Here is a 25,943-nt window from a genome sequence, read left to right as displayed (position 1 = left end):
GGATCAGATTCTGGCAACCAGCGTAAGGCTGGCGCCCGCTGCAAATCCCACGAGAACGAACAGCAGCAGCAGCAGGGGCTTTATTTCGCCGTTCGCACGCTTTCGCACCGTATTCAGATTCTTCTCCATTCCTGCCACAACCCCATCCAGCCGCATCAGGTGGACATCGAGATCATTCAGCCGTTGGCTGATATCCACCTTGAGGCTTTCGACCGCGTTGCTGACATCGGTGAGGCCGGCGGTCTCGGTCTTGTCGGCATCGATTTCCGGTGTGCGCTGCAGCGAGCGCTGTGAGACCTGCAACTGCCGCTGCGCCGCCATCAGCAAATCGAGCTTATCGAGCACTTTCGCCAGCGGTGCGGCGATAAGAGCCTCGGCCGCCTGCTCGTTTGGCTGGGGAACGCGCAGGGCCTGCTCGGAACCGCTTCCATTTCGCGCCATGACGACAATATCGTTCGCCCGAGACTGGAGGGGATCGGGCAGCGCGATTTCAAATGCGTGTTTGCCGTCGCCGATGCCGTTGCGCCGTAGGTCGGGACGATTGCGGTCGGCAACAGTCTCGGCAATCACCTTGCCATCGAGGAGGACACGAATGGTCAGCCGTTGATCCGGCGCCATCGGGTCGAATGCCCAGCCGAAGACCCTGCCCATGTCAACGGCATCCACCCGGCCGTTCATCGGCTTGGCGTTGTCCTGTTCGGATGCGGCATCCGGTCGTTCAGCGGGACTAATCATAAGCTCTCCTGTGCCTGAACCGGTGCCGTCTCCATCCGCTTGAGGTAGCGGCGGGCGGTCGTGTCGATGTCGTCGGGCTTGCGGGCGTTTTCGGAGAGCTGGCGCAGCAGGTTCGGCTCTTCCGCCATGTTCCGCATCGCCGCGGCGAGCGCTCGGGGATCATTGGGTGGAACTGTCAGGCCGTTGACGCCATGCTCGATCATTTCAGCCATTCCCCCGATGTTGCTGGCGATGACCGGGCGGCCTTGAGCCTGGGCTTCCTGAATGACAAGCGGCGCGTTCTCCCACCAGACGGAAGGAACTATGGTGCAATCGACCGCGGCCACGAGATCGCCAATATCTTCGCGTCGATAGGGTCCTCGGGACTGCACGGATTCTGACGTTTCGGTAAAGCGCCGATTGATCTCATCGACGAAGGCCTCGCTCTGGAAGGGCGCTCCGCCATGGACGCGGAGTTCGAAATCAAGGCCGTCGGCCAGAAGCTGACGCGCCGCCTCGAGCAATACCGTCACCCCTTTCCAGGGGTTGAGATTGCCGAAATATCCGAAGACCGGCTTCCCGCCCTGGAGCAGATCTCTTCGTACGCTGGCTTTGCGGGCGGGGATGCCATTGGGAATGACGCTGATCGTATCTTCGTCCAGTCCCCACTGCACGAAGCGATCCCGCAAAAAGGCGCTTGGCGAGACGAAGTGGTCAACCGTGCTCAACAGGGCCTTCAGGTGGCGTTCGCGCAAGGCAAAGCGATCGAGCGGAATGTTATTGAAGCAGCCATGGCAGCGGTCCGGGCTGGCCTGGTGACAAAGCTCCTTGCTGCCAGTGCGCACCATCAGGCCGTCATGGTGGCAGATGGGGTAGTAGTCGTGGAGTGTCATGACGATCTGGCAGTCGGGCAAGGTACGGCGGACGATGTGGGGGAATTCGGCGCCAAGCAGCAGCATGTGATGGAGATGAACGACATCCGGCCGGAAATCGCGCAGCAGTTCCGCTATATCCGGCACAACACCATAGAGGTCGATTTGGCTCATGAAGAAGCGGTCGAAATGTCCGGACCACAGCAGGATTTCGTCTCCCGCCGAGCCGATGCTCTGGAAGCTCGTGCCTGGTCTGGCTTCGCGATGGATTTGGTTCGTGGCACCGAGAAACAGGGCTTCGTGCCCCTCGCGCTGGTAGGCACGAAACAAGTCGTGAGCAAATATTTCCGTTCCACCCGGGTGAAGGGACGGATGGTTGTGGGCTGCCACCAGAATGCGCTTGCTCATCGACCGTTTACCCGGCGCTTTGCCACGATGAAGTCCTGATGGTGGCCCGCATTGGTGCCGCGCCAATGGCCAAGCGATTTCAGAGCGACGGAGAGGCCGGCCCGTTCGAGCGCCTTGTCCAGAAAGCCGTCTTCGAAACCGACCGCGGCAAGCGGTGGCTGGTTGGGTACGAACCAGCATGGGCTTTCGCCATAGCGGCGGAAGGCGAGACGCGGATCGCGCCGCCCATGTTCGTTTGCCGCCGCGATCCGGTCGACCACGAAGGCGGTCATGAACAGGCGCCCGCCGGGTGACAGGGTTCTGCGGACCTCAGCGAGGTAGACAAGGACCTCCGCGGGCGGCAGATGAGTGACCAAGGACGTCATGATGACGAAGTCGAAATGGTGATCCGGAAAGGGAAGCCTCAGGGCCTTGCCGCTGACCTTGCCATTTGGATTGTAGAGCTCGTGCGCGATATCCAGTCGCTGGAAGGCGAAATTGGAGTAGGCGGGAGTGATCGTCCGCTGACACCAGTCGATGCCGCCCTCGACCGGATCGATGCCATCGTAGCGGCTCGTTTGCGGATCGAGATACTGGGTAAGCGGCACGGCCATCCGGCCGATACCGCAGCCGATATCGAGCACGCGGGCCTCTTCGCGCAGGCCGCCGATACGGATGAAGTGCCCGAGGAATTCCGCGCCTATCGCACGAAAATCACCGTCACCCACGAAGACATTGGTGGGTTCCGGCTGCGGCAGAAAACGGTTGCCCCGAACGGCTTCAAGCAGCCAGCGAACACGATCCTCATCGACCAGTCGAGTCGGCTTGGGAGGGTGCACGAGTGCTACCTGTGTCACGCTGCGTTCCTTTCCCGGATTTTCGCATTTGTGGCGGCGGGGCGATCTTGATCTCTGCCGAATTGGTTCGCCATCAAGTCGGTGATGTCGTCTTCCCAGCGTTGCGTGTGCAGCCATGAATTGTATTGGCTGGCAACGCCGCGCATATAGTCCTGGCTACGGCGGATCGAGCGGCGCTCGAAATGATACAGGCACGCGGCCGGCTCATAGGCGATCTGGAGCCCGAGACGGCGGATCTTGAGGCAGAGGTCACTGTCCTCGTAGTCGCCGATCACGTAGTCCTCGGTGAACCCGCCGACACGCTCGTAGATGGCCCTGCGGGTCACGAGGCAGGCGCCGGTGACGCCGGGAACCTCGCGGGCTTGTTGGGCGGGAGCATAGTCGCCGGGCATGCCCTTGTTGAAATGGTGGTTCAACCAGATCCCGCGCTGGTCGCGGCCAAAATAGAGGCCGGCATGCTGCAGCGATCCGTCTTCGAAGAGCAGTTTCGGGCCGATGGCGCCCAGCCTGCTGTTTTCCAGCAGCGGCCGCGACAGCACCTGAAGCCAACCTGGTCCCTTTGGCACCACATCCGAATTGAGCATGACCAGAATGGCGCCGCGGGCAAAACGTGCGCCGGCATTGCAGGCGCGCGCGTAGCCGCTGTTGCGGTTCATGACGACCAGCTTCATCGGCAGCCCGTGCAGGAGGTGCAGGCCGCCCAGCAGGTGCTCCGTCTCATCCTGGATTTCCGGTGAATCGAGGACAAAGATGATCTCGGCATTGGCGACGAGCCACGGATCGGTGGCCATTCCCGACAGTTGGAAGCGCAGGAAATCGAGAACCTTGTAGAGGGGTACGACAATCGAAACGAGGGGTGTGGTTTCGGACAGGCTGTAGTCCTTCGCGGAATCGACCTCTATGATCTTGCCCAATCGCCGTTCTATGTCCTGCAGGGCGGGCGCGAGGATCGTGCGGAAGGCACTGTCGACCGCATGCTGTGGTGGCACGGCGCGCAGGACATGGTTTCGTTGTGTCGCGGGCTCGAAAGGCTGCGGCGTCGGTATCAGCGGCCTGACCGCTCCCGAAGCAAGGCGCATCTGAAATCGCGGTTGCAGGAGCGGCCCAGGGGATTCCGACAGCGGGACCCAGGCAACGAAACCGGTCACATCGGTCTTACTCTTCTCATCCTTCCCTTGCGCCCATGCCGGGAATTCGTAGCTGTTGCCGTCGAGCGGCACGGCCGTGCCGTCCTCCTTGACGTAGTCGATGCCGGCGAACGCGGATGACGGCGCGTGGAACCAGCCGCCGGCCAGCAGACCGTCGTCGAGCGCCAGAGCGAGATCGACCTCACCGGACGGATGCATCGATGACTTGGCAATCCGACTTGTCGCCAGTGGTGCACGAACTTGAAGGTCGATCGCCGTGGCGGCGCCGCTTTCCGGCAACGTGGCGAGTCGACGGACAATCATTTCGCGCAGTTCCACCGCCTCGGGGTTTTTGCCCCACCAACTCTGAAGGTTGGGATGGCGAGGCTTGCCGTGAGCAAGCTGGCGAATGGCGATGCCATTCTTGCTCAGGAGCACGATGAGAAACGGAGGGGAAGGGGAAGGCGCCTCTGCGATGAAATGGCACGATTGCAGGGCGTTTTTCGCGTTGCGTCCAAGGACAAGCCTTACGACCATGCGTGTAATCGAAGCTGCACCGATCGCATAGACCGATGTGATATCGCCCAGATCCGGATTGATGGCCGTCTCAATCAGATGGCATCCTTGCGCAATCTGGCAGACGATGCTGGCTGCCTGCGGTTCGGGCACGAGCGCGTGAAGGGCGTCTTCGACCACCATGGTGAAAAGATGGTCGCTGGCGATGCGGAAGGCGCTTCGCCACACGGTCAGCAGGTTGTTGACAAACTTGATGCGGGCATCCGGCGCGAGATCCGCGAATAGTGCCTCCACATCGAGGGGCGCGAGCGTGCGCGCCGGCTGCATCACGATGGTTTCGGCGGTGCTGCCGTGTTCCGTGCAAATGCCCACACTCACCGGCTGCTTTTCCGGTCTCATCGCCCAGAACATTCGTTGTCTTCCGTCGCCAAGCGGCAGCATCATGCTGACGAGCGGTACTGGCGACTGGTCCATGGACAACAGGCACTTTGTGGTGGCGGGCAGGGACGGGGGAAGATCCCAGATAAGGAGGGCCAACTCCGCGCCGAGCCGAAAGATCTTTGCGTTTCTGAAAACGCCAGTGGCGTCTATCGCTTCGTGGAACGTCACACGCTACCCCTTTGGATCGGAGTTGCGCGCCCCACGGGAGGAGGCAAGGCGCGCAGAAGTCATATTCAGTGAACGGTGAAGTAGTTCTCGGGATTGGCATGGATGTCATCGGCATCGACATTTACCAATGTGAGCGTATCGCCATGGCCGAGATCCACGACGACATTGCCGCCGACCTGCGTGACACGCGAGGCCAGGTCTTCGGGCGAAGACACGTCGAGGCCATTGATGCCCTTCGAGATCTGCAGCAGATCCTCGCCCGCGTTAAAGTCGAGGATGACGTCATTCCCGCCGCCGCCGTCGAAGACGAAGATGTCATGGCCAGCACCGCCTGCCAGGACGTCGTTGCCAGCACCGCCATCGATGATGTCGGCACCATTACCGCCATAAAGTATGTCGGCGCCCTTGCCGCCGGACAGGAGGTCGCTTCCCTCTCCGCCGAGCAGGGTATCGTTGCCCTTGTCGCCGTACAGAAGGTCATCACCCCAGCCTCCGACGAGGTTGTCATTTCCGTTTTCACCGTTCAGCAAGTCATTGCCCTCTCCGCCGAACAGGGAATCGTTTCCCTTTTCGCCGAACAGCAGGTCGTCTCCGTCACCACCGAACACGAGGTCGTGCCCGTTGCCGCCGCTCACGAAATCATCGCCCCCATGGGCACGAATGAAGTCGTTAAAGCGGGAGCCGAACAGTGCATCGTCGTATGCTCCGCCTTCCAATGTGGCCATCTGCCTCTCCTCTTCGGATTGATATTGATGCGTCTCGGCGCCGGGTGCGACGATTTCGCGCTTGAACTGTGCACTGCAAAAAAACGAAGTGCAAGTGTATCGCGAAGCTAAAATGCCATATATTGAGAAATATATTTCCCAAATTGAGTCTTATTGGCACATTATTTCAATAGTTCCCTGAATTATAAAATAATATACATATATATTACTTGGTAATAACTTCAAAATTTGAAACAATTCCTGCGATGCAGCATTCCATTTCATCTGGGAATCTAGTCTTCCCTGAACGCGCGATTGAAGCTCTCGAGGACGGGAGAGGTGAGGTAGTCGATCGCAAGGCGTGACTCGTGGACGATCAGCACCTCGGCGGGCATGCCGGGATAGAGGCGGACGTCCGGATTTGCCTTGAGCGATGCCGGATCGAGTTTGGCGCGCGCGACGAAAAACGCACTGTTTGACTTTTCATCTACCGACTGGTCCGCGGCGACATATGTAATGGTGCCTTCCATCGGCAGGCGGGAGCGTTGACTATAGGCTGTCAAACGGACTTGCGAATGCGAGCCCACGGCGATGCTGTCGATGTCGCGAGGATTGACGCGCATTTCGACCAGCAGTGGCTCATTTTCCGGAACGATCTCGAGCAACGGTTGGCCGGGCGTGACCGCGCTGCCAGGGGTGCGCAGCAGGATGTTGCTGATGATGCCATCCTGCGGAGAGCGAATCTCAAGGCGCCGCAGTACGTCCTTCGAAGCGGTGATCTGCTCTTCGACGTCCGCGAGATCGATGCGTGCCGTGGTGATTTCGCCAGCAATCGTCGACTGAAAGTCACTTTCGATCCCGGTCAGCGCAAGCTGTGCTCCTGCTGCGGCTTTTTCTGCCTGGGCCTTGTTGCCGACGAGTTCGCCCCGTTCCCTGGCAAGCTCGCTTAGCTTGGAGTCGATCTCGATGAGTTGCGTGCGCGGTGCCGCGCCTTTTTTCACCAACGTTTCCGTCGCCGTCCGGTGCTCTTTGAAGAGATCGATTTGCTGGTCGGTCGCCTGGATCTGGATGTCGAGCGACGTTGCTTGTTCGAGGTGCTCCTCGATGGTCTTTTGCTGGACCTCGACGCGTCCGACCTTGGTCTCGCGCCGCTTTTCGAAAAATATCGTCTCCGCCTTGACAGCGTCATCGACCGTAGCGTCCCGGGTGTCACCCAAATCGCGCGGAAAGCTGATTTGCGGCATGTCAGTCTGCTCGGCTTTCAATCGCGCCAGTTTCGCGATCAGGCCAATGCGTCGGATTTGGAGCGACTGCAGGCTGGAGCGGGCGCGCGTATCCTCCAACGCGATCAGGGGCTGCCCGGCGGAAACCTTGTCGCCCTCCTGAACAAGCAGTCGGCTCATCACGCCGCCTTCGAAATGGCTGATAGACTTTCGCTTCGAATCGACGATGACCGTGCCGTTGGCGACCGTCGCGCTGCTGAGCTCGACCGAAAAGGCCCAGGCAAAAAATCCACCGAAGGACACAAGGATCGTGGCGAGCCCCGCAACGACAAGACGACGGAGCGGTGAACGGTTATCAAACCGGTCGAATTCCAAGTTCGACGGGCCGACATCCCGCGAAGCCGGCTGATGCTGCTGGAGGCGACGTTCGGCGAGATCGGGCCGGACCGCTAGGGGGGTCTTTTCAATCATATCGCGGCTACCTCGCGGTGTGGTTCGCCCGGCATCGTGGTTGTAACCACGGCCGTTCGCGGTCCGAACTGTGTGACGCGGCCGTTTTCGAGCACGAGCAGCTTGTCGGCGACCTGCATGATGGCTGGCCTGTGAGCGATTAAGATAACGATGGCGCCGTCGTCGCGCGCACACTGGATCGCGCGGATAAGGGCACGCTCGCCGATCGAGTCCAGGTTTGCGTTCGGCTCGTCGAGCACGATGAGGCGAGGCTGGTTGTAGAGGCAGCGCGCCAACGCTATGCGCTGCCGCTGCCCTCCGGAAAGGGTCAGATGTCCGTCGCCGACGGGTGTGTCGTAACCGAGCGGCAGGCGTCCGATCATCTCGTGGATGTCGGCCAATCGCGCCGCCTCCAGCACCTTGTAGGGATCGCTGTCCGCCATTCGCCCAATGTTTTCTCGAATGGTGCCTTCCAAAAGCGAGACGGATTGCGGCAGATATCCGACCACCTGACCGAACGAGCCACGCTCCCACAGATAGGTATTGTTGCCGTCGAGGAAGACACCGCCGGACGTGGGGCGCAAGATGCCGACCAGCAGCCGCGCGAGCGTCGACTTGCCGGCCGCGGAGGGACCGATCACGCCCAGAACCTCGCCCGGACTGAGGGAGAAAGAAATGCCCTTGATGATGGGCACATCCAGCCCGGGAGCTGCGTAGACGAGCTTATCGACCACGATGTCGCCCGACGAATGCGGCGTGGGCATCGTCTGGCGGATTGCAAGATCCGCCTTGAGAAGGGCCTCGAGGCGACGCCAGCCAGCGATCGCCAGCACCCATTGGCGCCAATTCTCGATAATTGAATCGAAGGGGATCAGGAGGCGCCCGACAAGAATGCTCGATGCCATCATCGCGCCGGGCGTGACTTCCTGCTCCAGGACCAGATACGCGCCGGCTGCCAGGGTCATGATCTGGATGGAATAGCGCAGGCTGCGGGTGATGGACGACATCGCCTTGCTCCTGCACCCACTCGTTTCAAAGGCGGTGAGAGCCTGCAGTTGAAGGGCGCGCCAACGATTTGCCAGAGCTGGCAGCATGCCCATCGCCTCGATGGCCTCGGCATGTCGCAGCGAAGCGCCGATCCTGGACACGGCCTCGATATTTGTTTGGTTCGCTTCCTTGGTGAGTTGATGCGTCAACATGTCCGTGATCAGGCCGCCGCAAATGAGCAGTGCGGCGGAGACGGCTCCGATAAGACCAAAAAGCGGATGCAAAAGGAAAAGGGCGCCGAGGAAAATCGGTGACCAGGCAGCGTCTAGGGGCGCACTGACCGCTGACGAGGTCAGGAAGCTTCGCAATTCTGCGATGTCCCGAAGCGACTGGGTCGCGCGCGACAGGCCCTGATCGACAGAAGCCTGAACGGCGGCCGCCAGGACAGGCATGTTCAGCCCACGCACGAGCGCGCCTCCGATGGCTTGGAAGGAGAGGGCACGGATGAATTCCAGGACGCCGAGCACCACAAGGGCGCCGACAGCCAAGATAGTGAGCATTGCAAGTGTGTCCATGCTCTGACTGTTGAGTACCCTTTCATGAACTTGCAGCATGAACAGGGGCATCGTCAGTTGTAATATGTTCATACACACGCTTAGTGCAGTTGCATAGAGCAACCCGGACAAAAATACACGCTTTGCTTGCAGAATCAGCAACCTTGGGCTGCCTTGTTTTTGGCCTCCCTCGGTTCGCCCCTTGCTTCTTGTCTCATTTTGAACCGTATCACGCATGAAGATTTGCCTCGAGTTAACTTTAGAACCATCTGTTGTAGGACAGATTTGGTTGTAACTGAGCGTAAGGATAGTATTGCTTCGACCAATCTGGCACATAACAACGGGATTGTGCAAGCTCATGGTGATCGACAGTGGTGAGCGTATTTGAATATTACTTCAAGTTTTGAAGTATTTCCTTGAAACGGAGAGTCGAATGAAAGAAAACGATGTGTTCAGTTTGCCGGTAGAACTGAATGACGATCTGAGTCTTCGTCTGAGCCAGACAGCACAAACAGACCCCCGGCTTCCTCAGGGTACCGAGCTTGGGGACCTCCAACAAGTTACGTATTTCGAGCTCGCTCGCCTCATGGAGCGGGCAAGCCGGCGCTTTTCGGGCCTGATCCGTGCGGAGCTGACAAAGCTTCGTGTAGACGATATCGGGCCGGCGCAGGCGATGATTCTGCTGGCAATCGGCGATTCGGAACTGTCGGTCGCCGAGCTTCTGGATCGTGGGCATTATGTCGGCTCCAACGTTTCCTATTATCTGAAGCAGCTTGGCGATGGCGACTACATTGATCGCGTTGCCTCCCAGCGCGACAAGCGGTCCGCCCGCATCAAATTGACGGAGAAGGGGCGGCAGCTCAGGGCAAATCTCCGCGACGCGGCGATGGCCTATGAGCGCGCGGTGAATCGTGGCGACCTGGAACAGCGGATGCTTGAGACGGCTTTCCAGACGCTGCACCAGCTCGAACTGGCCTGGGGCAGGGCTTCACGGTACGGCGTCTAAGCGGTGAGCGATGCCGCGCACCTGGCAACGGCGGACTAACGCGATGCACGTGGCGTTTGTTCATCGACGGGGTTTCGGTCAGTTCGCTGCCTTGGCCGCTCAGCTCGCGCAGGCGGGCAATGAGGTCAGCCTCATCACTGAGACCATAGACCAGAAGATCCCATCCGTTCGCGTCGTTCGACATCGAGCGGAATCGGGCCCGCGCGCAGATCCGCATATGGCCCGACACATGGGTACTCCCGATCACCATGCGCGAATCGGCCATCGCGTCGCCGAAACGCTCGACGCCATGGCGCGGCAAGGGCTGGTACCCGACGTTGTCGTAGGCCATATCGGTTGGGGAAGCATGATGTTCTTGAAGGACGTGCTGCCGCGGGTGCCCGCATTGGGGTATTGCGAGTTCTTTTACCGATCGGAAGGGGCGGACATCGGGTTTTCCCCCGACGATCAGCCCGATCTGGAGACGCGCAAGAGGCTGCGGCTGCGCAACATCGCGCAGCTCCTGTCCCTTGAGGCCATCGAGGCCGGCATCAGCCCCACCCATTGGCAGAGAAGTCTGTACCCCGCCGACGCCCGGGGGCGCATTTCGGTCTGTCACGAGGGGATCGATACGGCGCAGTTTCGACCGGACCCAACAACTTCGGTCAGGCTTTCGGACGGGCGTGTGCTCAGCGCGGGTGGTTCTCCCATTGTTACCTTTGTCGCGCGCGACCTTGAGCCGTATCGTGGATTTCCACAGGTCTTGGAGGCTGCCGCCAAGGTTGTGCGCCAACGCCCCGATGCCTTGTTCGTTTTCGTCGGAGGAGATGGCATCAGCTATGGTGTGCCGCCGCCTGGCGGCGGGGCGTGGAAGGATCACCTCCTCAAATCCCTGGATATACCGCGGGAGAATATCCTCTTTCCCGGCGCGGTGCCGCATTCGGTTTTGCGGCAGCTTTTCCAGATCTCGGCGGCGCACCTTTATCTGACTTATCCATTCGTTTTGTCGTGGTCGATGTTGGAGGCGATGGCGTGCGGCGCCCTGGTCATCGGATCGGACACCGCGCCCGTCCAGGAGGTTATACACTCCGGCCGGAACGGCCTTTTGGTGCCGTTCTTCGATACGGATGCACTCGCTGAGGCCGTTCTCGGCGCCCTGAAGAGTCCCGAACACCATTTTGGGATGCGTGCAGCGGCGCGCCGGACGATCGAGACGCGTTTTCGACTGACGGACTGCCTCGATCGTCAACAGAATCTTCTTGAGAAATTGACCGGAAAATCACTTCGCCGCAATGCAGAAATGAATGCATGATTATTACTTTGATTTTTAAAGTATATATGAAATGTTTTTCTTTGTGGCGGCTAAATTTTATTATTGTGCACTGCAACGTTAGTTGTTAGGCTCCCTATACATGGCGCGGAATGATTTGAATAAATATCTGATTATTCGGCGTCTTTGCTTTTTTCTCCGAGATAATTCTTCAGAGGCCGCGCGTGCAAGAATTGACGTCTTCCGGCATTGGGAAACGACTGGTGACGAGAAAGCTAATAGCGGCATCGGGCCGGGATCGATTATGCTTCGAAGGCAGCGATATCGAGCATCTGGTTGTTTACCTCGATGTTGATGGGCATCCTCCGGCGACATTGCAGAATGCTTTTCCATTGATCGCCATCGCCTTTTCCGAAGAGGGTGAGGCGGATTTGCGGGAGCGTCTGGCGCTGCTTGGACCACTGGGAACTGTCCCCGCGGTTCCCATACAGCGGCTTGATCCCGCAAATAAGCTGGACAGTTTTCCGCTTCTGCGGGCGCTCACTGAGGGCGGCGTCGGCCGGCTTGCCCGGTATAGCGCCTCCATCACTTCGGAGCTTGCGATCCTGCGCCGGGAACGCGAAACGCTGCTGGAAAACTACCGGGCGCTCGAAGATGCGTTCCAGGCGCGAAACTGGGAGCCGGTTTCTGAGATTTTTTCCCATGATCCCTACGGCGATCCAAAGGACGAGGGGATCGGGCCGTTGCTTGCCGCCGCCTTTGTCGAGCAACTGCTGCCGATATCCAGCCTTGGCGTGGCCGGGTTCGCCCTTCACCTGCACTCGGTGCCCAGGATCACCGGAGAGCTTGTCGTCGCATTGAGCTACCTCGAGAGTGGCGAAGGAGTCGCCGAGTGGATCGTACCGTATGCGCAACTCGTGCCGAACTGGAATTTCTTCTCGCTGCCCCGGGCCTGCGGAGGGGCTGCGCGGACGCTTCGGCTGCGGATCTCCGCCACCGGACCGGAGACCGTCGGCCTTTCGCTCGGCTATCCGATCGCCGGCGAGCGCTATTCGGCACGGTCGGAACTCCCGCATCCGGATCTCGACCTGCGCCCGCTGGCGTTCAAAGTGTTTACGGGACTGCCGGGAGTAAAACCCGCCAGAACACCCAACATGATTGCGCCCAGCAGCCTGCTCGAAGGCCAGTACACTGTCGATTATCGCCTGGCGGTCGCTACGTTGAGGCAGATCGCGGACGTTTCGGTCACGCCGATCGTCCCGGAATTCCAGACGGTGCGCTTCCTCGAGCATGAGCATGCTGTTGTCTGCCACCCGTTGCCGAGTGGCATATCGGCAGGCGCGGTCAGTCGCGCCGTCGAGCCCGGAACGATATCCTTTTCGGCGAGCGCCTTTATCGATCATCCGGAAGGTCAGCCCGCGGCGGTCAGCTTCCTGCTCGCACCGACGAATTCAAATGCGCGTTCCGAAGTGGCCGAGGTTGCGCGAAAGGGCGCGGCCAAACCGTCGGCATTCTTCAGCGGATGGCGTGAAGTCAGCTCCAGTGAGGTCGTCAACATCAACATCCAGCTGGACGAGCCGGCACGCGGCCCGATGGACCTGATGATCCTCAGCCGCGCAGTCACGGATTCGGTCGATTTCTCCTGGCTCAAGGTGTCTGGCTTCAGGCTGGTCAAACAGTTTACGGAGGCCGCCGATGTCCAGTAACAGGGAGCCAATGGACCTGATCGCCGTGGCCATGCCCCTTTACGGTCACGCGGCACTTGCCCTGGAGGCGATCGAGTCGGTATTTGCCTCGAACGTTAGCAGTTGCCGGATCGTCATTGTCATCTCGGTCGACGGCGATCCACGGCACGAGACGTTCGATCAACTGTTGCTCTACGCCGCGGTTCATTCTTCCGTCCATGTGGTGTTCGGCCAGAACGCCGGTCCGGGTGGCGCGCGCAATCGCGCCATCGACTTCGTTCTCGAGCGCTTTCCAGAGACGAAGGCCGTCTATTTCCTCGACGCCGACAATCGCGTCCTTCCCGGCACCATCGAGACGCTTTACCGGCACCTCCTCTCCAGTGGCTGCGGGTGGGTCTACACGAATATCGACACATTTTCGGTAAGCTGGCGCGCCCACTACGGCAACCGCTATTCACGACTGGTCCACTGCATCACCGACAACATTTGCGATACAGGATCGATGATCTCGATCGATGTTTTTCAGCAAGGCGTCCGCTTCAACGACGACAGGCAGAACGGCTTCGAGGATTGGGAGTTCTGGCTGTCCTGCATCGAACATGGTTTCGTCGGCACGCCTTGCCATGACACGGTCTTCGAATACAGGCTGAGGGCGGAGAGCCGCTTCAAGGAGGCCAATCGAGACCGCGCCACGTCGGTAAGCTTCCTGCGCAAGCGCCACAGGCCGCTGTTCCAGCGCCCGATGCTGGTGGATTTCGAGCATGAGGAGTGCCCGCGCTACCTGTTTGCGCGAACGGAAGATACGGCGATCTCTTTCTTCACTGATCCTACCAAGCCGCCGACGATCCTTCGCCTCGACGACATCATCCCCGCGTTCTGGGGCAATATCGGCGAGCCAGACAATGAACATTTCCCGCCTTTCCTGGTCGCCGGAAGCGGCGCGGCGCTCGACCTTCTGCGGCGTTCGCGCATGCTGCCGAACGTGCTTGCCCATCTTGAGCGCTTGAGCGAGAACAGCAACGTCGTCTTCGTCCAACTCGCCAACGATGCCGCCCAGCGCAAGATCGAGCCGATCGTTCATGGGGCGGGCGGACAAAAAATCGGCCCCGCCGATCTCGTTTTCCTTTCGATCCGGCTCGTCCAGGAGGTGGTCCAGAACAATGCTGTGGACTGGTTCGCCTCGATCGGGAGCCAGCAGGTATGGCCGACATCGACCGTTCTGAAAGTGCACTTCCCTTTTCCAAGAAGCCTCCCGCGCCGTTCTCTCATCACGCCTCAGCAGGTGATGATCAATTGCGTCAACGCAATTGCCATGAGCCCCCTGCGCGAGACGGCGGGCAGGCGGTGGACGTGGCGTCCCGCGCGGCTCGTGCCCTACACTGATCTCTACAAGGCGTTGCGCAAGGAAGTCGGAGGATCACCGGTCCTGCCGCTCGGCCATAGCGAGGGCAAGCGGACCGTGGCGCTGCTCGTGCCGAATGCCTCGTTCGGCGGAGCCGAAAAGGTCGTCTATGCAGCCGCCCGGGAATTGAAGGCGGCGGGTTACGAAACTCATCTCTTCGTGCTCGGCACGTCCCGGATGGATGTGATCGATGAATTCGATTCCAGCTTCGACTACATTCACTTCTGGGACGCGGGAATTCCGGCCTGGGGAGGGTCGGGCTCCTTCCTGGGACAGGATTTCATCGACGAAGGGCATTCGGTCGACTGGGAGGCGCTGAAGGGACAGCTTTCCGGCTTCGACCTGGTCATCAACAACCACGTGATGGCCGTCCATCCCCTCATCGCGCGATTGCGCTCCGAAGGCACGCGCACGGCCTGCTATCTTCACGTCGTGGACAACACGGCCTTCAAGAGGCCTGCCGGTCAGCCTTTCGCAGCGATTGCCCATGAGCACTGCTACGACGCCTTCCTAACCTGCTCCGAACAGCTCAAGATCTATCTGCACAGCTACGGCGTCCCCCACGAGAAAGTCTTCGCCGTCGCGAACGGAGCGAGCTTCTCGGTACCGCCCAAGGCCCTGGCGGAGGTTCTGGCCGTCAGGCGGATCGAGCGCAGGGATGACCGCTTGCGGCTTCTTTACATGGGCCGGTTCGATCAGCAGAAGGGCATTGACCGGCTGGCGGCAGCGCTCGCGGAACTGCGGGCCTCCAACGTCAATTTCGAAGCCCGGGCCATCGGAGGGGAAATCCTCGCCGATTCCAGGGTCTCCTGGAGCGAACGGCTGAAGGACCTGGGCGTCGACGTGCGCTCGCCCGTCTTTGCGAGCAAGGATCTGATCAAGGCACTGGGCTGGGCCGACGTTCTCGTCATGCCCTCACGATGGGAGGGCGCGCCGCTGATGATCGCCGAGGCGCAGCAACTCGGCTGCGTGCCCATCGCGACCGCGGTCGGCGCGGTGGACGAGCTCATTTCCGACGGCGAGGACGGCATACTCATCAACGCGCCTTCCGATCCTCAGGTGGTGAGGGAGATGGTGCGGATCATCGAAGAGGTCGCGCGCAATCGCGAGAGGCTCGCTCCGCTCATGGAGGGCTGCATCAGGACCGCCGCACGCCGGTCATGGGCCTCCTCTTTCTCGGAGTTTATCTCTTGGAGCGATCGGTCCGTGAAGAATTCGTCACTGTCCCGCGCTGCGGTCTTTCGCGAGCAGGCGGCGCCAAATCCCGTGGTCGCGGCAATTGGCTGATTGCCGCGCCGCTTCTTTGAAACAGAAAGGTCTAGTCGAATGCGTCCGCGAATTCTCGTGACGGGTATTCCCGGTCACTACACGCGCCTTGCCAACGGCGCCTACGGCCTGTCCGTCTCCTATGCGGAGCGGCAGAAGCAGCCGGAAACGAAGGAGGAGTTTCTGCAGGAGCTGCGCAACATCAGCAATACCGGGAACTACCTCATCGGTGAGGGCGCCCTGCATGCGCTTGCGCCACATGCGAAGCAAGTTCCCTTCTGGCATCTCTACAATTTGAGCAAGAACGGCAATGGATTCGACGAGTTTAACGCCAACTTCGACATCTGCGTCTTCACCTGCGCAAACCTATTGCGCAAGGGACTTTCCGCGGACGCAGAGGCGGATGTCCTAAGCCGACTCAACATGCCGATCGTCATGCTGGGCATCGGCCTGCAGAACCGCAAGGACCTTGAGAACAATCTTCCGGAGGGAACGAAGCGGCTTCTGGCCGTCCTGAAGGAGCGTGAGCACTACTTCCTGACACGCGGCTACGAGTCCGCCGGCTTCTTGAAGGACCAGGGCTTCTCCTTCGTGCGCCCGACCGGTTGCCCTTCCGTCTATTTCATGCCGGCCAACATGCGCCGGTCCATGAGGAAGCTGCCGAGCGTAAACATCGGCAAGGCGCGGACAATCTTTTCAGGCTATCTCGGCGGCGATCAGGATGCGATCCTCGATGCGAATGCGCTGGCCCCGCCGGACACCGTGCCGCAATACGTGGTGCAGGACGAGTTCCTCCACTTCGATATGAAGGTGGAGCCTAATGACGAGGAACGCGTCTATGATTCCGCATCGGGCCTGATGATCGGCGATCTGGCCTATCCCGGCACTGAGCGGGAGAAGCAGCGGTTCGAGTTTCGCACCTTCTTCGACACGAACCAGTGGCGCGCCTGGGCTTCGTTGATGGACTTCAATTTTGGCCGTCGTTTCCACGGCTCGATCATCGCCATGCAGGCGGCCGTGCCGAGCCTCATGGTGGCGGTCGACGACCGCATGCGCGAGATGCTGGGCTTCACCGGCCTGCCGGCCGTCGACATCACCGAGGTCGACAAGGCAGAGAACCGGGCCGAGTTCGTGGCCGATCATCTGGCAAAGCTCAACACGAGCGAACTTGTGGACCGCTATTCCGACCGCGAGCGCGCCTTCCGCACCACGCTTCGTGAAATCGGCATCGGTCTATAGCGGCCTGAAGGCCATCACTTTTCGGTTCAGAGGACAGTTATGCGTATTTTGCTTACGGGCATTCCATCCTACTTGCAGCGGACGATTGCGGACGTCTCAGGCACGACCGTCATCCATCGGCCCTATTTCGACGAAACCAGGACCAAGAAGGATCTGATCTCGCAGGTCAGGAAGATCGCCAACACCGGCAACTATCTGATCGGCGAAGGAGCGGCTGAGAGCTGCGCGCGGTCATGACGTCACCTATCTGCCGTTCTGGCATCTCGCCAACAATCGGGACTCGAACGAGCTTTACGAGCGCGTGAACCGCGAATTCGACTTGTGCGTCTTCGCCTCCGCTAATCTGCTGCGTCCTGGCTATTCCGCCGATCTCGAAGCGGAAATCTTCGCGAAGCTGAAGATGCCGGTTGTGGTGATGGGCATCGGCATCCAGCGCAAGGAAGGCCTCAAGGATCAGCTGCCGGCCGGAACGATCAAGTTCCTGGAGGTGCTGAGGAACAAGGAAAGTTTCTTCCTCACGCGTGGCTACTTCACCGCCGAATTCCTCAGGGAGCAGGGGATGAAGTTCGTCAAGCCGACGGGTTGCCCGTCGCTCTACTTCTCGCCGAACGACATGAAGCGTTCGCTTTCGGCACTTGCCAATCCGGGACTGGCGGAGGCCCAGAGGATCGTCTTCGGCGGCTATCTCGGTAGCGTTGCCGATACGATCGTCGATGCTCATGCGCTGCTCAAGCCCGACAGCGTGGCAAGCTATGTCGTCCAGGACGAAGTGGTTGCCTACAGCCTCTCCCTGACAGGTGACGATAATGACATCGTCTATGATCGCGCCAGCGGGCGCATCACGGGAGGGACGGAGTACAAGCATTCGGAGAAATGGCAGCGGAAAAACGAGCTGCTGGTCTATTTCGATACGAGCCAGTGGCGCGGCGCGATGTCCGCGCGCGATCTCTGCTTCGGCCGCCGCTTCCACGGCTGCATCATCGGCATGCAGGCCGGCACGCCCGCCCTCATGATCGCGGTCGATGACCGCATGCGGGAGATGCTGGAATTCATCGGCTTCCCCTATATCGAGGCAGCCACCTGGAACAGGGAGGCGGACAAGCGCGCCTATCTCGCCAACTTCCTCGGCAAGATCGACACGCAGGCCGTGATCGACCGTTATTCCGCTTGCGAGGCGAATTTCCGCAATGCTCTGGTGCAGATCGGACTTTGAGCGGATGAGGGTGGTGGCGCAAACGCGCGCGCGCCTTGCTTGCGCGCTGGCAGTGCTCTGGGCCTTCGCCTCGGCGCTGCCGGCGGGCGCTGCCGAAGTGCTCTCCGATCGTATCGGAATCAACCGCGTAAACCTAGCCTGGCTTTCCCGCGGCGATCAGGAGCGCGTCCTGAATGAGATCGCGGCAAGCGGTATCACCCATGTCCGGCTTTCGCTGTCGAGACCGGTGGACAAGAGCATCGAAGCGCTCGAAATGGCGGACCGGCGGGGGTTGAAAATCCTCCTCGAGATCCAACTCGGCAACAAGGATTATTATCCCGCGGAGGCGCGTTCTCGCACCGGTTTCGGCCGCATCTGGGATGTTCAGCGGCTTTCGGATCTCGATCTCGATCTCTACCGAGCGCAGTTGCGCTCGGCGCTTCGCCGCATTGACGAAATGGGTATCCGCATCGACGCCGTCGAGCCCGGAAATGAAATAAACTACAGCGCTTACAACGGCGACCTCGTCGTCTATGAAAAGCCTGGGCGGCAGACGCCGCGGAGCGTTTCGGAAGTTGCAAATCGCTCGGCCCTCGAACGCGGGCTCGACGCATATGTCGGCGCACTCCGCATCACCCGGGAAGAATTGCGGGCGACGGCCTATAGCCGCGACGCGCTTCTGATTTCGGCCGGACTTTCCGACGTCGGCACTGGCGAGGCCGACCGCCGCGGCATGGAACGGCTCGAACCCGGCGAGTTCATTTCACTCCTGCGGAAGCGGGGGATCGATGCGCTGGTCGATGGCTACGGCATTCATGTCTACCCGGGACGCAAAGATGACGCGGCGCTTGCACGCTATGTGACGACGCTTCTCGACTTTTGCCGGCCTGAAGGGGAAGGCAAGCCGTGCTGGGTGAGCGAATGGGGCATTGCCAACACCGCGCTTTCCTGCCCGGTCGATGATCGCGAGCGGGAAGTGGTGGTCCGTGCCGTGCGCCGCAGCTTCGCGGAGTTGATGGAGAAGGGAAGGCTGAAAGCGGCCTTCTACTATGACTGGGACACCCAACCGGTCTACAGGGTCTGGCGTTGCGGCGCCTTGAGCCCGGCCGGCGTTGCGGCCACCGAAGCGAATAGCGGCGGGGTAGCGAGATGACGGGTCAAATCTGTCCGTTCCCCGTAGCCGAGGTCCGCGCGGCCGCGATGGGAAACGGTGATGGAAGGTCGGCGGATACACGACTGGTTGCATTCCCCGTCCCAAGACGACGTCCGCCGGAGGCACTGGTCTAAAGACCGTAAAGCCCGATTATTCGCGGCGACCTTAGCCAGTGTCTGTCCACAAACGGTAAGTTACTGAAATTATTGCATGTATCGCGATACTTGAACAATCAAAGCGCGGCGGTTTCAGGTACACTTAGATCAAGCCATTGTGCTAAAGACAAACCCGCAACCGCCGGAGCCGACAATGCGCCAAGAACGCAAATTCATAATGCCCGCGCCGAAGCCGTCTATATTGACGGTGATGCAATGGCCGGTCGCCGGCGCGCCGCGATACGAGTTCCACGCTGCGCCGACTTCTTTTCAAGAGCCGTCGGTATCAGCCTCTTGAATTGCCGTCGCCCGAATGACCTTCGTTCTCAAGAGTTACGACCTCGTCGGCTATCGATGCCACCTGCTGATCATGCGTGATGAAGAGCACCCCCCGCTGCGAAGAAAGCTCTCTGATCAACCGCAGAATCTCACCCTTGGTCTTTTCGTCCAGCGCTGATGTTGCTTCGTCAAAGATGAGTATGTCTGCATCGCGATAGATCGCCCTGGCTATAGCCAATCGCTGGCGCTCGCCACCGGAAAGCTTCAGCCCCCGCTCACCGATTTCGGTGTCGAAGCCGTCCGCCAGACCTCTAACCAGCTCTTCGATTTCGGCCGCTCTTACGGCCGCCCACAATTTCGCGAGATCTGGCTCCTTGGTTAAACTGATGTTGAAACCAAGGCTCTCGCGAAACATGACGGCGTCCTGAGGGACAACCGCGATCTTTCGCCGAAGCTCAAGGCCATTAAGTCGACCAATGTCTACGCCATCCAATAGAATTCGACCTTCATTCAAAGGCAAGGTCTTCAGAATTAGGCGTACAAGCGTCGACTTTCCGCTCCCCGATCGTCCGAGCAAAGCCGTGATTTTTCCCTTTTCGACGTGCAGGTTCGCGCTCCGAAGTGCATGCCTGCCGTCCGGATACCTATAGCCCGCACCCTCTATATCGAGCCGCGAAATTCCACTCACCGCTTGCAGGGAGCCTTGATCCGGATCCTTTTCTTCCGCGAACACGTCCAGGAAACGCTTCACCGCTTCGAAGGATTGCCGCGTGTCGCGATAGGAGAAGCTAAATCCCTCTAGAGTCCGAAAGAGCTGCAGGATGTAGGTGTTCGTTAGCACGAGCGCCCCCACAGACAGCTCGTTGGAAACAACGCGCATCGCTGAGATCCAAACGGCGGATGCAAAACCCAGCAGCAGTACGGCCGACAATGCAATGCCGAGAAAACCACGGCTGAAATAGAACGTCCGAAAGCGTGCGTGAACTTCACCAAGCCGGTCGCGGTAAGACTTGACCACCGCCTCTTCAATGACGAGCGTCTTGACTCCTTCGGCATTCAATATGGCATCACCGGCCGTACCTTGCGCGTCGATTGAGGCGTTCAAAGCTATCTTGAGTCGCCGGCTTGCGAGTTCGGCACCGAAAACGAGCGCCACTGCATAGAGCGCGATCGTGGCGAGCATGATCAGGGAAACATCGGCATCAACGAACGTGAAAAAGGCTATCGAGGTTATCAAGACCTCGAACAACAACGGAGACAACTGCGTGAAAAGCATCCCGCTGAGCGTTTGAATCCCCCCGAGCCCCTGCCCGACAATGGAATCCAGACGCCCCATGGATCGGTTGACGTGAAAGCCGACCGGAAGATCTAATATATGTCGGAGATAGACCTCGCGGACAGAATTGAGGATCCGGTTTTCCGCCGGTTGGTAGACCAGCCAGCGTTGCTCGACGAGAAACTTGGAGAGCGCCAGAGCCAGCAGCGCAAAGACGACGAAGCTCAGCGCCTGGTGCCCCGGGAGATCCTTGCTCAAGAGCGCATCGATGGCCTTCGAAAAGAGAATGGGTGAAAGTGCCTGCAGGATGCTTGCCAGGAATGACAGCCCCACGCTCAGGAGCAGAAACACGAATATGGTACGACCGCTCTGAAGCGCCACGATAGAGCGAAGCAGCATCTTTGCCGTCGATCTTCGATCGACGGCCTCAGAGGATTCAATCGCTGTTTGTGACCTATGCGATGGCCGCTGTGCGACGTTCATTTCCGACCAGTCCTTCCGCGATTTCAACGATCGGATCTCTGGCCGGCGCTCGCGCCTCCAAAACGCGAGAGAGCGCCCGACTGTGATGGCTCAGGCATTGCCTCAGTTCCGAACTCCCGAGTAGATCTTCAATCCCCTTAGCCAACTCGAAGGTGTTCTGCGGGTCAGGCACTCTCAGGACGTTGATGCGGTCCACGAGTTGACCACTGAAATAGACCTTTTCGTATATTTCTCCACTCAGGATTAACGGCGTCGCACATGCGATGACTTCCCTTGGAACTTGCGGCGTATGAAACGATATCGGAAACCGATTCTCGAGGAAAGCGACGGCGATGCACGACCGGATGAAAGACGGGACGTGCCAGGGGGCCACCGGAGGCAGTAGAATTGACCGGCCGCGAAGATTGTCCTTCTGGCTCACGTAATGGAAGGCGTGGGCGAACCTATTGGGCGTGGCGCTCCATAGAGCTCGATAGGAAACTTTGATTCCTCTTCCCACGAGAGTGTCGAGCGCATCAATCAGATTATAGGTGCCCTTCACTTCCGCGATTTTTCCATATGAGCCGACGGCAGGGTCTTGGCTTTCCAGGCCGGCACGGTTCCAGGCAACAAGCGCGCGATAGGTCTCGGTATCGAAACCGTAATGAGAAAACCACTCCTCGGCGCGATCGACCATCGCGGGCAGGTCAAACTGTTCTTCATTGCTATAGAAGGACGAGTGCAGGGCCCGCCCTTTGGCCCGGATGATCGCGTTCTCCTTCACGCCGGTGCTTTTCAAAATATCCTCAATATCTGGATTCTTGCCGGTGATGACGGCGGCCGATTGCGACAGGCATCTGTCATAGAGGATGCCCAAACTTGGGATGTGACGAAGCCGCCCCAGGTCACTTCCGGCATGCCTTAGGACGACGGGAACATCACACAATTGCCCAAGCAGAGATGCCGCCACGCCATAGGGCTCAAGGTACCATCCAATGATAACGTCGGGTTTCGTCCGTCCGATACTTGCCAGCCCCGAGCCCAGTAACTGGCTGACGAAGGGGGGCGCCCATGGGATATAGGCGTGGGCTGGGATGTTCTCGCAATGTTGGACATTTCCGCCTTTCTGCAAAAAGACATCGCGTACTTTGTCGTCGCTCAGCAGCATCTGGCGGAAGCCATAGCCCATCTCGTCTGCGTTGGAGATGACGTCGATGGAATGACCGGACTCAAGAAAGTCGCTTGCGGCAAACCATGTGCTGCGGGAAACACCTCCTTGAATCGGCGGGATCTTTCCAAGCAGAAGTACATGCATGCTTTCAATCCTCCCAACCACATTCACCCCGGCTGAGACACCAAGGCGAATGGGTCCCGCACAAGCGTGTCAGTTCACGGTGCAGCTATGGCCCGTGCAACTGTTACAACCGCTGCAGCCTGTGCAGGCAGCCACATCAGTGTCGTTGCCGGTCGGCCGAGGCCAATAGGCCGATGGCGCCGGTTCGTTAAACACCGCCTCATAGTCGGCGAGGAATGCGAGGTAGTGGTCGAAGGTGCTCGCCGACATCTCGCCTTCGACTTCCGGAACGTGATGCAGGAAGCGGCCGGCCACAGCATCGCAAAAGGCGGCATAATCGCGGGTGAAGATCACGAACGTATGCCAGAGCTCGTCGACGGCGCCGGTCATGCCGTAGAACTTGCCGTGCGGCGCCGCGGTTGCGCACAGGGCAAAAAAAGCGCAGCATCTCGCGCCGATGGTCCTGGGCGATTTCCACCGACAGGCCATGCTCCTTCCGGTGGCGGGCCAGCACCGGCTTCAATTCGAAGCGTTCGGCGATGTTGCTTCGGCGCAGCGCGTCTGCGGTAAAGCCCGGGATTGTGGATGCGTGGCCATGCCGAATGTTGGAATTGTCGATTTCCTCCAGCTCGGCCGACGGAAATACAGGAAGGCGCGCGAAGGTCTTTTCATTTGGGATAAGGTATTCGGTCATTTGGAATCCTCCTTTCCTGGCGCTGAAACGATCAGCACGCAGCGGAGAATTTTGTTATTCTGTGGCGAAAGAAGGGCATTCGCTCTGATATGGTCAGAATATATTCAAGTTATATTGCCATTATATATTTAGATATTTCGATGCATCTCAACGTATACTTCGTGCGTTTCTTTTATTCTTTGTATATTTATTTTGTGAAAATCACGATTAAGTCAGGCCGGCGTCTCTTGCCTGAAACGCGCCTATGGCTTGGTGCTCTGCACCTGGCGTGGGCTCGACCACTTCAAGACTTAGTTTGGTCCTCGGTAGTCGCTTACAATCTCGCCCGCCTCAGATCGCTGACTTCCCATGTCGGCAGCTGAAACCGGACCGGCGAAAACGCCGGCAGTTGCCAATGCGCGCATTTCCACCAGAAATCCTCGCCGCCCAAATTTGCACCCATGAGCCACACCGCATGGCTTCAAAGCAGCCGCCAAGCAGAACCCAACGTGCTGCAAGCACAAGAAAAACCAGCCATTTATGGATGGAAACTAGCTAAAGCCTCTCGTTCACGAGAACAGCTCCCGGAATAGGGGTGGGCCAGCTTCTTCCTCCGCGAGGGCGGCGCGGTTAGCGGCCTCACGGAGTGCCTGAAAGTCAGCCTGATCCTCAAGCCTTGTACCGCCAAGCCGCACCGTCACCGATATCTGGCGCTCTTGTCCGGCTGTGAACGTGGTTTCTTGCACCCGCGCGCGGATGCGCTCGCAGATGTTGCTGGCATTTTCCGTTGTTGTGCCGGGCAAATAGATGCCGAGTTCGTCGGAGGCAAGGCGGGCGACGAGATCACCATAGCGCAGGGAAGAATGTACGATCCGAACAATCGATTGAAGCAGCGTATCGGCCCATTGCGGACCATAGCGACGACTGATCTCATCGAAATTACCGACATTGAGAACGAGCATGACACCATCCGGGTTTTCCGCGCCGCTCACGCGCCTGCGGTCTATCGCTTGCTCGACTGAGTTCGCAAATTCGCTGGCGCGCAATGTATCCGTGACGGGATCATGACGGAGCGCGTACTGAAGTTCTTTTTGGGTATCACGAAGCGCTTCGTTGCGCCGAGAGATTGCCAATTGAAACCGAAATGTGACAGCAGCCGATATTAACGCCACGGCGGTCAATTCCACCCAAAATGGAGGTTCGGGAAAAAGCAGGCTCAGTGCCCAAACGACCACGGTCGCTCCAGTCGCAGAGGCAAGGGCGCGGAGCGTTGACATCTTGATATGCGGGGCGATTACGGCCTGGCGACAACGAAATTGCAGAGTCATCGGTTAACGGAGCTTTTGCAGTGGTCGCTACCTTTAAGGGCTTCGGTGAAACACCAGGTGAATAAATCCGATGGCATTTTAGCAATGGGCCGCGAAGAATTTGATCGTCACGTGAACCAGATCACGGCCTGTGAGGCCCAGGCCAATGAGCTCGTTTAAAAAACATTCGCACCTTCTGCGTTAACGCCGGGAGTATTTTCTAAAGGCGCAGGCCCTTCTCGTTGAACAGATGAAGCGGTGCGGCCGAGAGCGACAGGCGGAGCTCGCTCCCGATCGTCAGGTTGTGCTGGCCAGGTGCGACCACCAGAACCTTCTGCCCGGCTACATCAGCATGGATGACGGTTTCCGAGCCGAGCGCTTCCACGAGCCTGATCTTGGCCGGAATGGCGGTCGGCTCGCTGCCAACCGCAATATGGTGGGGCCGCACGCCGACCGTGACCCGCGCGCCATGGCCGAGATTGGTGCCGTTGACCGGAAGCTCGATCCGTTGCCCGCCGGGCAACGCGGCAACTGCCCTGCCGGACTGCACGGATTCGACCGTTGTTTCGAGGAAATTCATGTGCGGCGAGCCGATGAAGCCCGCAACGAAGCGGTTGGCCGGTGAATTGTAGAGTTCGAGCGGCGTGCCGACCTGCTCGATCCGGCCGGCGCGCAGCACGACGATCCGGTCCGCCAGTGTCATCGCCTCGACCTGGTCGTGGGTAACGTAGATCATTGTCGCCGCAAGCCGGGCATGGAGTGCTGCAAGCTCAGCGCGCGTTGAGCCGCGCAGCTCGGCGTCGAGGTTGGACAGCGGTTCGTCGAGCAGGAAGGCGACTGGCCTGCGCACGATGGCGCGACCGATGGCGACACGCTGGCGCTGGCCGCCAGAGAGCTGGCCCGGTCGCCGGTCGAGATAGGCCTCTATCTCCAGCATGCGCGCGGCTTCGCCGATACGCTCGGCGATCTCCGCCTTAGGCATCTTGGTGTTTTCCAGGCCGAAGGCGAGGTTCTGGCGCACGCTCATATGCGGATAGAGCGCATAGGACTGGAACACCATGGCAAGGCCGCGGTCGGCGGCCGGGATAGTGTTGACCACCTTGCCGTCGATGGCGAGTTCGCCGCCTGTCGGCTTTTCGAGCCCGGCAATCATGCGAAGCAGTGTCGACTTGCCGCAACCGGAGGGCCCGACGAAGACGACCAGTTCCCCGTCCTTGATCTCCAGGTTGATGCCATGGAGCACGTCCACCGCCCCGAAGGATTTCGTCACATTGGTGAGCTTGATATGACCCATGACGGCCTCCT

At 59.5% G+C, this 25,943-nt stretch carries 18 protein-coding genes and 2 pseudogenes; 8 read left to right on the top strand and 12 right to left on the bottom strand.

Going from position 1 to position 25,943, the window contains the following annotated elements; genetic code table 11:
• Positions 1-3 precede the first annotated feature (3 nt).
• The 7 genes from N2599_RS15820 to N2599_RS15790 all read right to left on the bottom strand — a co-directional run bounded on the left by N2599_RS15820 (position 4) and on the right by N2599_RS15790 (position 9,237).
• Positions 4-735 (bottom strand): hypothetical protein, encoded by a 732-nt coding sequence (locus N2599_RS15820; protein WP_037140818.1) that lies wholly within the window; start codon positions 733-735, stop codon positions 4-6.
• Positions 732-1,994: a glycosyltransferase family 4 protein gene (locus N2599_RS15815; RefSeq protein WP_027507838.1), complete on the bottom strand. Its 1,263-nt coding sequence runs from the start codon at positions 1,992-1,994 to the stop codon at positions 732-734. The genes N2599_RS15820 and N2599_RS15815 overlap by 4 nt, the downstream gene beginning before the upstream one ends.
• The gene (locus tag N2599_RS15810; protein ID WP_037140822.1) at positions 1,991-2,830 is read right to left on the bottom strand and encodes a class I SAM-dependent methyltransferase; all 840 of its coding nucleotides are present in this window, start codon (positions 2,828-2,830) and stop codon (positions 1,991-1,993) included. Before N2599_RS15810 ends, N2599_RS15815 begins: the two co-directional genes overlap by 4 nt.
• Positions 2,827-5,082, bottom strand: coding sequence for a glycosyltransferase family 2 protein (locus N2599_RS15805; protein WP_027507840.1), 2,256 nt, complete (start codon positions 5,080-5,082; stop codon positions 2,827-2,829). The genes N2599_RS15810 and N2599_RS15805 overlap by 4 nt, the downstream gene beginning before the upstream one ends.
• Positions 5,083-5,147: 65 nt before the next feature.
• Positions 5,148-5,807 (bottom strand): calcium-binding protein, encoded by a 660-nt coding sequence (locus N2599_RS15800; RefSeq protein ID WP_027507841.1) that lies wholly within the window; start codon positions 5,805-5,807, stop codon positions 5,148-5,150.
• Between the two features lie 272 nt (positions 5,808-6,079).
• Positions 6,080-7,480 carry an HlyD family type I secretion periplasmic adaptor subunit gene (locus N2599_RS15795; protein WP_027507842.1) on the bottom strand — a complete coding sequence of 467 codons (1,401 nt, stop codon included), beginning with the start codon at positions 7,478-7,480 and terminating at the stop codon, positions 6,080-6,082.
• Positions 7,477-9,237 (bottom strand): type I secretion system permease/ATPase, encoded by a 1,761-nt coding sequence (locus N2599_RS15790; protein WP_027507843.1) that lies wholly within the window; start codon positions 9,235-9,237, stop codon positions 7,477-7,479. The genes N2599_RS15795 and N2599_RS15790 overlap by 4 nt, the downstream gene beginning before the upstream one ends.
• A 196-nt stretch (positions 9,238-9,433) precedes the next feature.
• Here N2599_RS15790 and N2599_RS15785 point away from each other — a divergent pair, with 196 nt between their 5' ends.
• The 7 genes and pseudogenes from N2599_RS15785 to N2599_RS15755 all read left to right on the top strand — a co-directional run bounded on the left by N2599_RS15785 (position 9,434) and on the right by N2599_RS15755 (position 19,192).
• Positions 9,434-10,006, top strand: coding sequence for a MarR family transcriptional regulator (locus N2599_RS15785; protein ID WP_027507844.1), 573 nt, complete (start codon positions 9,434-9,436; stop codon positions 10,004-10,006).
• A 43-nt stretch (positions 10,007-10,049) separates the two neighbouring features.
• Positions 10,050-11,297: a glycosyltransferase family 4 protein gene (locus N2599_RS15780; protein WP_027507845.1), complete on the top strand. Its 1,248-nt coding sequence runs from the start codon at positions 10,050-10,052 to the stop codon at positions 11,295-11,297.
• A gap of 182 nt (positions 11,298-11,479) precedes the next feature.
• Positions 11,480-12,961 (top strand): DUF6212 domain-containing protein, encoded by a 1,482-nt coding sequence (locus N2599_RS15775; RefSeq protein WP_027507846.1) that lies wholly within the window; start codon positions 11,480-11,482, stop codon positions 12,959-12,961.
• Positions 12,951-15,629: a glycosyltransferase gene (locus N2599_RS15770; RefSeq protein ID WP_027507847.1), complete on the top strand. Its 2,679-nt coding sequence runs from the start codon at positions 12,951-12,953 to the stop codon at positions 15,627-15,629. Before N2599_RS15775 ends, N2599_RS15770 begins: the two co-directional genes overlap by 11 nt.
• 39 nt (positions 15,630-15,668) lie before the next feature.
• Positions 15,669-16,847, top strand: a complete 1,179-nt coding sequence (locus tag N2599_RS15765) for a polysaccharide pyruvyl transferase family protein (RefSeq protein ID WP_027507848.1) — start codon at positions 15,669-15,671, stop codon at positions 16,845-16,847.
• 39 nt (positions 16,848-16,886) lie between these two features.
• Positions 16,887-18,060 (top strand): annotated as a pseudogene (gene wgaE, locus N2599_RS15760) (galactoglucan pyruvyltransferase).
• Between the two features lie 4 nt (positions 18,061-18,064).
• Complete coding sequence (locus N2599_RS15755; protein ID WP_244915033.1) at positions 18,065-19,192, top strand: glycoside hydrolase; 1,128 nt, start codon at positions 18,065-18,067, stop codon at positions 19,190-19,192.
• Positions 19,193-19,633: 441 nt separating this feature from the next.
• Here the strand turns inward: N2599_RS15755 and N2599_RS15750 are convergent, their stop codons facing one another.
• From N2599_RS15750 to N2599_RS15740, 3 genes are all read right to left on the bottom strand, one after another.
• Entirely contained in the window at positions 19,634-21,301 is a 1,668-nt protein-coding gene (locus N2599_RS15750) for an ABC transporter ATP-binding protein (protein WP_027507851.1), read from the bottom strand.
• Positions 21,302-21,356: 55 nt separating this feature from the next.
• Entirely contained in the window at positions 21,357-22,679 is a 1,323-nt protein-coding gene (locus N2599_RS15745; RefSeq protein ID WP_027507852.1) for a glycosyltransferase family protein, read from the bottom strand.
• Positions 22,680-22,748: 69 nt separating this feature from the next.
• Entirely contained in the window at positions 22,749-23,048 is a 300-nt protein-coding gene (locus N2599_RS15740; protein WP_051336428.1) for a glycine-rich domain-containing protein, read from the bottom strand.
• A gap of 517 nt (positions 23,049-23,565) precedes the next feature.
• Here N2599_RS15740 and N2599_RS15735 point away from each other — a divergent pair.
• Positions 23,566-23,714, top strand: a pseudogene (locus tag N2599_RS15735) (ISNCY family transposase); the annotation flags it as partial.
• A gap of 186 nt (positions 23,715-23,900) precedes the next feature.
• Here N2599_RS15735 and N2599_RS15730 read toward each other — a convergent pair.
• Together N2599_RS15730 and N2599_RS15725 are read right to left on the bottom strand one after the other, a co-directional pair.
• A complete protein-coding gene (locus N2599_RS15730) occupies positions 23,901-24,518 on the bottom strand; it encodes a GGDEF domain-containing protein (protein WP_260308419.1) in 618 nt (205 codons plus the stop codon).
• A 340-nt stretch (positions 24,519-24,858) separates the two neighbouring features.
• Positions 24,859-25,932, bottom strand: coding sequence for an ABC transporter ATP-binding protein (locus N2599_RS15725; protein WP_027507855.1), 1,074 nt, complete (start codon positions 25,930-25,932; stop codon positions 24,859-24,861).
• Positions 25,933-25,943 lie beyond the last annotated feature (11 nt).

It is taken from the genome of Rhizobium sullae (assembly GCF_025200715.1).
Classification (GTDB): domain Bacteria; phylum Pseudomonadota; class Alphaproteobacteria; order Rhizobiales; family Rhizobiaceae; genus Rhizobium; species Rhizobium sullae.
Note: the sequence above shows the minus strand (reverse complement) of the source record. Positions and strands in the feature narration are given on the sequence as shown.